The sequence below is a fragment of the Halomonas sp. 707B3 genome, assembly GCF_024158645.1.
In the GTDB taxonomy this organism is placed as follows: Bacteria; Pseudomonadota; Gammaproteobacteria; order Pseudomonadales; family Halomonadaceae; genus Vreelandella; species Vreelandella lionensis.
Map to the genome: position 1 here is coordinate 1 of NZ_JAMZBE010000126.1, position 10,377 is coordinate 10,377.

The 10,377-nt window shown below is 59.0% G+C and carries 7 protein-coding genes; 1 reads left to right on the forward strand and 6 read right to left on the reverse strand.

The genetic code is table 11. The annotated features are described in order from the left end of the window. Positions 1-280: 280 nt before the first annotated feature. The gene (gene betT, locus BIS10_RS14480) at positions 281-2,320 is read right to left on the reverse strand and encodes a choline BCCT transporter BetT (protein ID WP_253506152.1); all 2,040 of its coding nucleotides are present in this window, start codon (positions 2,318-2,320) and stop codon (positions 281-283) included. Positions 2,321-2,523: 203 nt separating this feature from the next. Next, positions 2,524-2,946 carry a hypothetical protein gene (locus tag BIS10_RS14485; RefSeq protein ID WP_139794423.1) on the reverse strand — a complete coding sequence of 141 codons (423 nt, stop codon included), beginning with the start codon at positions 2,944-2,946 and terminating at the stop codon, positions 2,524-2,526. 177 nt (positions 2,947-3,123) lie between these two features. On the opposite strand from BIS10_RS14485, the gene BIS10_RS14490 reads away from it, so the two are divergent. After that, the gene (locus BIS10_RS14490; protein WP_253506154.1) at positions 3,124-4,041 is read left to right on the forward strand and encodes an alpha/beta hydrolase; all 918 of its coding nucleotides are present in this window, start codon (positions 3,124-3,126) and stop codon (positions 4,039-4,041) included. Between the two features lie 7 nt (positions 4,042-4,048). Here BIS10_RS14490 and BIS10_RS14495 read toward each other — a convergent pair whose 3' ends face one another. From BIS10_RS14495 to BIS10_RS14510, 4 genes are all read right to left on the reverse strand, one after another. Further along, positions 4,049-4,795, reverse strand: a complete 747-nt coding sequence (locus BIS10_RS14495) for a response regulator (protein ID WP_253506156.1) — start codon at positions 4,793-4,795, stop codon at positions 4,049-4,051. A 21-nt stretch (positions 4,796-4,816) separates the two neighbouring features. Next, on the reverse strand, positions 4,817-6,241 hold the full coding sequence (locus BIS10_RS14500) for an ATP-binding protein (protein ID WP_253506158.1): 1,425 nt from the start codon (positions 6,239-6,241) through the stop codon (positions 4,817-4,819). After that, positions 6,241-9,339: an efflux RND transporter permease subunit gene (locus BIS10_RS14505; RefSeq protein WP_253506160.1), complete on the reverse strand. Its 3,099-nt coding sequence runs from the start codon at positions 9,337-9,339 to the stop codon at positions 6,241-6,243. The genes BIS10_RS14500 and BIS10_RS14505 overlap by 1 nt, the downstream gene beginning before the upstream one ends. Beyond that, positions 9,336-10,377 (reverse strand): efflux RND transporter periplasmic adaptor subunit (locus BIS10_RS14510; protein WP_253506162.1); only part of this gene is annotated, 1,042 nt, incomplete at its 5' end. The genes BIS10_RS14505 and BIS10_RS14510, both read right to left, overlap by 4 nt.

Genomic DNA, 10,377 nt, shown 5'->3' on the forward strand with positions numbered 1-10,377 from the left:
GCGTTTAAACTTGCCCAACGTATAGCCTTCACGCCACGCCTTTAAAAGCGCACTGCCGGGCATCGGGAAAACATATCCCGAAGGACGATGGTCGCGAGACATGGCGCAGCCCTCCCTAGCCATAAAGAAATGGCCATAAAGAAATAGCCATAAAGAAAACGAGCTATAACGCTACGCCTGAGTCTTGTTTCTCACAACAAGGCGTTAGTCTTGACGTGGTGGCATAAAAAATCCCGGCACGCAGGCCGGGATTGTGTTTGCAGTTTAAATGCTAATGCCGCTACATCTGGGCATCTTCGGGCGGTTCGCCGATGGTGCCAGGCATTGCCTGCGCATGGCCACCCGCCAGGGCAAGGAAGTGTAGGTGGCGCTCGTACTCTGCCACGAGATCACCGATCACCTGACCACGGGTGTAGCCGTTGAGGTCTTTATCCTGGCCACCTTCGGCAAGGTACGCATCTAAACGCACGTAGAAATCATCGTCCGCGGGAATGAAGTTCGGTGTACGCATACGATGCGGGCATACCTGATAGACAAAGCTGGTGGCGTCGCCAAAGTCGACCTGCAGCATTAGGTTGGGCAGGGATTCCCCCTCAACCTGCTCTTCGGTGACGTTAGCGGTTTGGCCACGGCTCTCAAGCTCTTGGGCAAACTGGGTCATCGCGGGGCGAATCGAGTGCTCAATGGTCGCGGCGGCACCTGCGCGGTTAGAGGTATCCAGCGCGCGGTCCAAACGCTCACGCCAGTCGCCGCCGGGGGCACCGCCTGCAATCATACGGCGAGCGTCGGCTTTGCTGCCTTCCAGCTTCAGCGCTTTATAGGTGCCCACCATAATAGCGAAGATCACCACCGAGAAGGGCAGCGCCGTAATCACGACTGCGCTTTGCAGGGCGTTCAAACCGCCTGCCATGAGCAGAGCCACGGTAATCAGGCCAATCACCGCCGACCAGAAGATGCGCAGCTTCACCGGCGCATCGTGGTTCACGTCGCTCAAGATCGAGGTAAAGTTGGCCAGTACCAGCGCCCCAGAGTCAGCTGAGGTAATGAAGAAGACGATACCCAGAACGGTTACGACGGCGGCGGTAATGCCCACATAGGGGTAGTACTCAAGCAGCGTATACAGCGTGGTTTGCGGCGAGTTAAGTGCCTGCTCACCCAGTTCGACAACGCCTTGGTTAGCGACCAGCTCGATGCCGCTATTACCGAAAATCGACATCCATACCATCATGAACGACAGCGGAATAAACAGCGCACCGGCCACAAACTGACGAATAGTACGGCCACGGGAAATGCGCGCCAGGAACAGACCCACAAAGGGCGTCCAAGCAATCCACCAGCCCCAGAAGAAGATCGTCCACCACATCTTCCACTCTTGAGCGCCCTCATCAGCAAAGGCATAAGTATCAAAGCTTGCGGCCACAAAGCCCGAAAGGTAGTCACCTGCGTTATTGACGACTTTATCCAGCAGTACAAGAGTATCGCCAGAGAACAGCACGAACAGCATCAATGCCAGTGCCAACAGCATGTTGAACTCAGACAGACGACGGATGCCTTTCTCAACGCCCGTCACCACTGAAATGGTGGCCAATATCACAACCAAGCCGATCAAGATGATTTGCACGGTCAGCGTTTCAGGCACGTCGAACATGTAGTTCAAGCCATAGTTAAGCTGAATCACCCCAATGCCGAGACTGGTGGCGATACCGAACACGGTAGAAATCACCGCCGTAATATCGACCGCGTTACCAATTGGGCCGTGAATACGCTTGCCTAACAGCGGGTAGAGCGCACTGCGGATGGCCAGCGGCAAGCGGTGGCGGTAGCTGAAATAAGCCAGCGCCATGCCCATCAGCACGTACAGGCCCCAACCGGAAAGGCCCCAGTGCAGATAGGTTTGCACGACGGCGTTGCGCATGGCCTCTTGGCTTTCAGGCGTTAAGTCGGGCGGTGCCAAGTAGTGGGCAACCGGCTCGGCTACGCTGAAAAACAACAGGTCAATACCAATGCCTGCAGCAAACAGCATGGCTGACCACGACAGCAACGAAAACTCAGGGCGGGAGTGGTCGGGCCCAAGTCGAATACTGCCAAAGCGCGACATACCGATGAACACCACAAACACGAGATAGGCCACGATCGCTAGCATGTAGTACCAGCCAAACGTTTTGCTTACCCAGGCAAGGCCCGCATCAAAAAAGGCACCTGCTTGTTCGGTGAACAGCATCGTCACGATAAGAAACACGAGAATCCCCGCGACGCTGCCGTGGAAAACCACGGGGTTCAGGCGGTCTCGTGAGGGGAGAACGGGGTTGTCTTTCGCCATGGAGGCGGACTCCTGTTGTTAAGACAAAGATGAGTGATACGTTATTTTTGAATGAACGTTCAAATAAAATACGCGGTTTAGGCATTCACTTCAAGCCAATGGCTAACGCATCAGGGCGGTAAAAAAGATGCTAACAGGCGTATAGAAACAAACACGCCCAGCTAGGCTGGGCGTGTAGAGTGGGTTTGACGCTAAATAAACGCTTACTCGGCAGCGGCTTCTTCTGCGTCCATTTCATTAGCTGAATCGTCATGGTGGCCGCGCTTGCCTCGCTCTCCATGGCCATGCTCTTGACGGTACTCAGCGTGCATTTCGTGCATTGCATCACGCAGTGCCTGCTGCTCCTGTTCAGAGAGAATTTCAGCAACACGGGCTTGATGTTCTTCACGCAGGGCGAGAACCGCTTCGCGGTGCTCAGCGTGGGCTTCATTAAGAGCCGTTTGCTGATCTTCACTTAGCTCTGCACGTTCATACACTTCCTGGCGACGCTCTTCCATGCGCTCCATCATTGCTTCACGGTCCATTCCTTGGCCTTCGTGATGGCCCGCCTGGGCGGTAAACGCTAACGGGGTAAGAGCAACCGCAAGTAGAGCTGGGGCAAACAGTTGGCGGAGTGACATCTTCATGGCATACCTCGTTCTTAGTGAATACATGGTAATTTGACGATGTCAGTATTAACGGGCTTGGTGTAAATCGTTTGCATAAAGTGTGCAACAACCGTGACCTTCTCAAAGAGAGAAAAAGGCTGCGGAGGCAGGTAACGGTGAGGGGAACCAATACCAATCGCCCAAAAGGAGATAAGCATGCCAGATCTAAGTGGCCTACGCCGAATAGTGAGCTTTGGCACCCTGGCCTTGCTGCTTAGCGGTTGCGGCGCCACCCACCAGGTAAGTCAGGGTGCGTCCGCCATTGAACAGAATGCTCTGCGCACCCCTCAGCCGTTCACCCATCTTACGCCCCAGCGCTATACCCCCGAGGCCTGGCCTGAAGCTTTGAATGCCTACGTACTGCTGCCCGAGTCGCAAAGCGAAGCGCTACGCCCCGCGGCGCTTGTGGTACATGGCGGCGGCTGGCGCAATCGTGGCCCAGAAGATATGGAAGGTATTGCCGAACAGCTGGCGGCGCAGGGGTATGTCACGGTGAATATTGAACACCGCTTTGCGCCGGAATACCGCTTCCCCGCGCAGCTGCATGATTTGCAGCAGGCCATGGCCTGGATTCACGCTAACGCTGCCACATGGCAGGTAGATCCCGACCGCATCGTCGGCGTGGGCTTTTCATCCGGTGCCCACCTAGTCAGCCTGCTGGCGCTTGTAGGCAGTGAAGGCCCGCTGGCAGAGCCCTATGGGGGCGAGCACGCCCGCTTGGCAGCGGTGTTGGCAGGAGGTTTACCCAGCGACCTGCTGAAATTTAACGATGGCCGCCTAGTCGTCGATTTTATTGGCGGCACCCGAGCCGAGCGGCCTGAAGTCTATGCGTTGGCATCCCCTGCACGGCAAATCACCGCGAACGCGCCGCCGTTTTTTCTGTTTCACGGCAGTTGGGATCAGCTCGTGCCGGTCGACCACGCCACCGACTTCTACGCTGCACTAAAGGCCCAAGACATACCCAGTGAGCTCTACCTCCAACGGGGCCGAGGCCATTTCACTAGCTTCTTATTACGCGGCAGTGCCATTGAAGCGGGTATTGCGTTTTTGAACCGTCACGTACAGCCTGAGTAAGCGGCCCTTAACCCTCGGGCTGGTATTTATAGCCCACCCCGTAAACCGAGCGAATGATCTCTTGGTCGGGTAGGGCTTCGGTGATCTTTTTGCGCAGCTTCTTAATATGGCTATCCACCGTGCGCTCGGAAACGATACGGTTGTCGCGGTACATATGATCCATCAACTGCTCGCGGCTGAAGATGCGTCCTGGAGACTGCATCATCACGCGCAGCAACTGAAACTCGACCGCTGTTAAGCCTAAATCCTGGCCGTTGGCCAGCGCTTGCCAGCCCTCTTCATCTAGCATGACGGGCGCTTTGGGGGCGGTGGTGGAGGGTGCTGTCTGTGCAGCGGCATGACTGCGGCGTAGCACGGCCTTAACACGTGCCACTACTTCACGGGGGCTGAAAGGTTTGCAGATGTAATCATCTGCGCCTAACTCTAGCCCCAGCAGCCGGTCTACCTCTTCTACCTTGGCGGTGACCATGATAATGGGGAGCTTGGGCCACTGTTGACGGATTTCCCGGCACAGCGTCAGGCCATCTTTGCCCGGTAGCATGACATCCAGCAGCACCAGTTCAGGCGAATGCTGAGTGAGCCAGGGGATCACCTCATTGCCGTGGCTGATAATGCTGGGCGCAAAATGATTGCTTTGTAAGTAATCGGCCATGAGGCGGGCGATTTTGGGCTCATCCTCAACGATCAGCAGGGAAGCGTCCTGGGGTAAACCATCTTGAGGTAATGCGTCGGGATGTGAATCACTCTGAGACATAGTCAGCTCGCTTATGGTCGTTTAAGAGGCGGTTAACAGTGGCAATCGTAGGGTCCAAGTTAAGCCACCCAGCGCCGAGGCGCTGGGTGTGAGCGTGCCGCCATGTGCCGTTACCAGCGCGCTGGCAATAGAAAGCCCCAAGCCGCTGCCACCGCTGGCGCGGTTGCGCGAACCCTCCACCCGGTAGAGCCGCTCGGTTAAACGTGACAGCTCCTCTTCAGGAACGCCGGGGGCACTATCTTGCCAGGTAATCACCGCGTCGCCCCGTTCGCAGATAAGGGAAACACTCAGCTTTCCAGGCGGCTGGGTGTAGGCACAGCTATTATCCAGCAGGTTGCTCCACAGCTGGCGCAGCCGTTGGGCATCGCCACGAATCATCACATCATCGGCCAGGGCCGTGGTGAGGGTCAGGCCGCTCTCTTCCAGCCAGCGGTCGGCGTCGTTCAGGCGGCTTTCCAGGCTTTCGCTGAGATTCATGGGGGCAAGCTGGATATCCAGCGCGCCCGCATCGCTTTGGGAGAGCAGGCGTAAATCGGCTACTAAGCGCTCTAGCTGAGCCACTTCCTGAGCCAGTGAACTTAAGTTTTCCTGGTTTAGCGGGCGGATGCCATCCTGCATGGCTTCAATTTCACCGCGCAACACGGCCAGCGGGGTGCGCAGCTCATGGGCGGTGTCCGAGACCCAGCGGGCGCGGGCTTCACGGCTGGCTTCAAGCGTGGCGGCTAGCACGTTGAAATCTCGGGCAAGGCGGGAAAGCTCGTCTTTGCCACGCTCTGGCAGGCGGGTGTGGTAGTCGCCTTCGGTTAAGCGCAACGTAGCACCGGCCAAGGCGCGGGTGCGTCGACCCAGCCACCATGAGAGCCCGCCTGCCAGCAGCAGCGAGGCCAGCCCTAGCGAGATCACGATAAGCACGAGGTTACGCTGCTGGCGCTCCAGAAAGCGGCTCTCCATGCGCTCCATCATCTCCTGCGGTGGGCGAAAACCCAGTGCACCAATCGCTTCCCGCTGGCCGCTTTGGGTCATTTCGCTGTATAGCGTCAGCCAGCGCCAGCCCATTGAGCCACGCGGTGCATCCGCAGGTGGTACAACATAATCCCCTTCGCTATCGCGCAGAGCAAAATCCTCAGCTTCGCCGAGAGGCGATGGACGGTCGCGATGCTCCTGGCCCAGTTCAAAGCGCACAATATAGGGCCAGCGATCAGGCGACGCTTCTAACCAAGCCCAGTCGCCCTGGGTTTCCCAGCGGGTAATCAGTCCATCGGCCAGTAGGGTGGCGCGCCGCTCTTGGGATTGGTTGAGATACTCTAAAAACCCCCGGTCGATGCTGTACGAGACCGCCAGGAACACGCTCGCCGCGATGGCCACGTTAACGCTTAAAATTGCCACAAACAGCTTTAGTCCCAGCCGCGAGGGCCGCCACTGACGCAGTCGGGTCCATCTACTCATTAGTTTATGCCCTGCTGGCTAGGCTGGCGTGGGGCGCTTAACCGTTCACGCAGGTTTTCCAGCCCTAAATAGAGGCAGGGCACCACCAGCAGCAGAATCATGGTGGCGAAGAGCATGCCAAAGCCTAGCGAAATCGCCATGGGGATCATAAAGCGTGCCTGGCGTGAGGTTTCCAGAATCATCGGCGCAAGCCCCAGGAACGTGGTCAGCGTGGTCATCATAATTGGCCGCAAGCGACGGGTGGCGGCGGCCACAATCGCTTCGCGAGGCGCCATGCCTTCCCGTCGCTTACGGTTAGCGTAGTCGATCAACACCAGCGCATCGTTAATCACCACGCCGGAGAGCGCTAGCATACCTAATAGGCTGATGATCGACAGCCCAAAGCCCATCAGCATATGCCCGCCCACCGCGCCGACAATGCCAAACGGTATTGCGGCCATCACCAACAGCGGCTGCAGGTAGCTTCTGAACGGAATAGCGAGCAGCGCATAGAGGGCGGCTAACATCAGCCACATGGCGTTACGCAGGGTGGCGAGGTTGTCGGCGGTATCCTGTTGACGGCCGCCCATACTGACTTCAAGCCCTGGCCAGGTGTTGCTGAGCGTGGGAAAGACCTCTTCTTGAAGGGTGGCGAGCACTTGGTTAATCGCTTGGTCGCCCTCTGAATCGGCGGTGACGGTGATAATCCGTCGCCCATCGATACGCTGCAGGCTGCTGGAGGCTTGGCTCAGAGTAATATCCGCGACTCTAGAGAGCGGCACGCTCATCCCGTCGGGGGTTCTTATCGGCAGGCGGTATAGCTCGCTAAGGCTGTTGCGCGACTGCTCTGGCAAGCGCACTTCCACGCTCACCTCCTGGCGGCCGATAAACTGCTCCACCGCCGTGGCTCCTTGCAGCGGGCCGCGCAGCGCCTGGGCGAGGTCGCTGCCGGTTAGCCCGAGTGAACGACCTTCGGCGGAGAGACGCATCTCTAGCTGTGGCTTGCCATCGCCCAGGCCGCTGTCGATATCGGTTAAGCCATACTCTGCCAACCGTTCTGCCAAACCTGCGGCGGCGTCTTCTAGTACTTGGGTATTGGGGTGGGAGAGCCGCAGGCTCAGCGCCGCCCCGCTACCGGGGCCGCCAAAGTCAGACTCAAAGCGCACTGACTGCGCGCCTAACAGATCCCCAGTGAGATCCCGCCACTCCTGGGCGATGCGAGAAGGGGGCCAGGCGTCCAGGCTTTCCGGCGCGATATCCAAACGCACTTCCAGGCTTTCGCCATCTAGGCTGCTGCGAGTGCTGCTGAAGGTGAGCGTCTCTTCCTGCTCGCTGAGCTGCGCGGCGGCATCGAGGAGCTGTTGGCTTAGCTCGCGGCTCACGCTGATATGGCTGCCAATCGGCAGGGTGACGGTGGCTTGCACCTGATCAGACTCGACCCGAGGCATCAGCGAAAAACCCAACCGCCCGCTCATTGCCCAGGCCATTGCCACGCAGAGAATGGCGACGCCAATAGAGACGGTCAGCAGGCGCTGATTGAGCGCGCGCTGTAACAGAGGCTCAAACTGTTGATAGGTGAAGTGATGCAAACCGCGCTGCATACTGAGTCGCACCGCTTCGATAGGCCGCTGCCACGCGGGCGTTTGGCGGGGCTTGCTGGCGTGGGCCAAGTGGGCGGGCAAAATAAACAGCGCTTCCACTAGCGAAATCACAAACACGGTAATCACCACCACCGGCACGGTGGCAAAAATCAGCCCCAAAAAGCCCGGCAGGAACAGCAGCGGGAGAAACGCGACGATATTGGAGAGGATGGCAAAGGTCAGCGGAGTGGCAATTTCTTGAGCGCCTTTTACCGCCGCATCTCGCAGCGAGTAGCCCTGCTCTCGGTAGCTGTAGATGTTTTCGCCCACCATGATGGCGTCATCCACCACGATGCCGAGGGCGATGATAAAGGCGAACATCGACATCATATTGAGCGATACGCCGACCCAGGGCAGAAACAGCATGGCCCCTAAAAACGCCGTGGGAATGCCTAGCGTGACCCAAAAGGCCAGCCGCGCCTCTAGAAACAGCGCCATCAAAATCAGTACCAGAGCCAAGCCCATCCAGGCGTTTTTCAGCAGCAGGCTGAGGCGGTCTTCGTAGACTTCCGAGCTATCCCGTGAAACGTCCAGGCTGACGCCTTCAGGCAGGTTGGCCTGCAGCCGCTCTAACTCCCCGTAAACCGCATTAGAAATACTCGTGGGCGTTTGGTCGCCGATTTGATACACATCCACCGATAGCCCCGGCTGGCCGTTGTAAAACTCCTCCCGGTCGGTTTCGGCAAAGCCTTCGCTCACTCTGGCGATATCGCCGAGCATAACGGGCGCACCCTGGGCTGTGTTCAAGATGGGCAGTTCGGCAAACTCTTCGGCGCTGTTGCGCCGCCCCTGGTAGCGAATCAGCCACTCACCCTCGTCGGTTGTGAGCTGGCCGCTGGCAAGATCCAGCGCTTCCTCGGCGATGCGGCTCGCCAACTGCTGATGATCCAACCCGAAGCGCTCGATGGCCTCGTCATCCAAATGAACCTGGATTTCCCGTTCGCGGTTGCCGGAAAGCTCTGCGCGGGAAATACCGCTGGTGGCCTGCAGCTCGGCGCGTACGTTCTCGGCGGCGTCGTGAAGCTCGGCCAAGCCAACGTTGCCATACACCTGAAGGCTGACCACGCTGCGCGAGCGGCCTGCCAGGGTGAAGCGGGGCGGGTCGGCGGCGGCGGGCAGGGTGGTGATGGCGTTCACGGATTGCTGAATATCCTGATACGCCCGCATCACGTCCACGCCATCAATCAGCGTGGCGCTCACCACCCCGCTGCCTTCGCTGGCGCTGGCGGTCAGTTCATCGATGCCTTCCACATCGGCAATCGCGGCCTCGACCGGCAGCAGCAGGCTCTGCTCCACATCCTCGGGCGTGGCACCTGGATAGCTGATGGTGACCTGAACGATTTCGGTCTCGAACTCAGGGAACACTTCTTTTTTGATCGCCAGCGATGCCATTAACCCGCCGATGATAAACAGTGCCATCATCAGGTTAGGAGCGACGCCGTGATCGACCATCCACGCCAGCGGGCCTTTACGCATCATTGAGCCGCTCCCTCATCCTGAGCGGGGGTATCGCCACGCTGGCGAATACGCACTTCCTGGCCCTCTCGGGGTTGGGCCAGCCCGGCAGTCACTACCCGCTGGCCGGGCTCTAGGCCGCTGCGTATCAGCACTTCTTCCTGGCCGCGATAGGCGAGCGTGACCTGGGTGCTTTGCAGGCGATTATCTTCATCCACCCACCACACCTGCTCGCCGGGGCGAAGTGCGGCTGAGGGCAGCGCAATCAAGGGCTCTTCGGCGGAGGTATGAAACGCCACGCGCAGCACATCGCCCAAGCGCAGGGCGGGGCCGTCCTGGTTGAGCGCCAGCGGATCATCCACGGCGATCAACAGCTGGGCCTGAAGGCCGTTCTCTTCGAGGTTGGGCAGAATAGAGAGCAACGTGCCTTCCCGAGAGGCGCCTTCTGGCCAGCCTTGGCTGGTCAGCGTGACGCTCCCCCCCGGCGATAGCCAATCCAGCGTTTCGCCAGGAAGCGAAGCACGCACCCAAAACTGCTCAACGCCGACTAGGCTTGCGACAGCAGTGCCTTGGCTTAACAGGCTGCCAGCGCCCACCAAACGCTCTTGCACCATGGCCCGCCAAGGGGCGGTTAAGGTCGCACGCTCTAGGTTGAGCGCCGCTTGGTCGCGCACCACGCGGGCTTGGGTCAGTTGAGCCTGGGCCTGACGGAGCTGCGGTTCACGCAGTACCAGCGCGCGGCGTTCGGCACTGAGCTGACGGCCAAAGGATTCGTACTCGCTGCGCGCGCGCTGCTGCTCGGCCTGCTCTAAGGCGAGCTGCGCCTGGGCATTCGCCAACTGGGCTTCGGCGTCTTCTAGCGTTAAGCGCAGGTCGGCTTGGTCGATGTGGGCCACAGGCTCTCCTTGCTCCACGACTCGCCCAGGCAGCACGCCATCGCCAAAGCGCTCTAGCTGGCCCGCTACGCGGCTGGCAAGCTCGGTGGATTTTTCTGCCTCAACGCGGCCAAAGCCGTTCAGCGTGGGTGACTGCACCTGCTGTTCCGTGGTGATGATATCGACC

Bases quoted from the DNA above. Each gene is read 5' to 3' on its own strand.
- BIS10_RS14490 (WP_253506154.1), top strand. From the start codon at position 3,124: ATGCCAGATCTAAGTGGCCTACGCCGAATAGTGAGCTTTGGCACCCTG.
- BIS10_RS14505 (WP_253506160.1), bottom strand. From the start codon at position 9,339: ATGATGCGTAAAGGCCCGCTGGCGTGGATGGTCGATCACGGCGTCGCT.
- BIS10_RS14485 (WP_139794423.1), bottom strand. From the start codon at position 2,946: ATGAAGATGTCACTCCGCCAACTGTTTGCCCCAGCTCTACTTGCGGTT.
- BIS10_RS14500 (WP_253506158.1), bottom strand. From the start codon at position 6,241: ATGAGTAGATGGACCCGACTGCGTCAGTGGCGGCCCTCGCGGCTGGGA.
- betT (WP_253506152.1), bottom strand. From the start codon at position 2,320: ATGGCGAAAGACAACCCCGTTCTCCCCTCACGAGACCGCCTGAACCCC.
- BIS10_RS14495 (WP_253506156.1), bottom strand. From the start codon at position 4,795: ATGTCTCAGAGTGATTCACATCCCGACGCATTACCTCAAGATGGTTTA.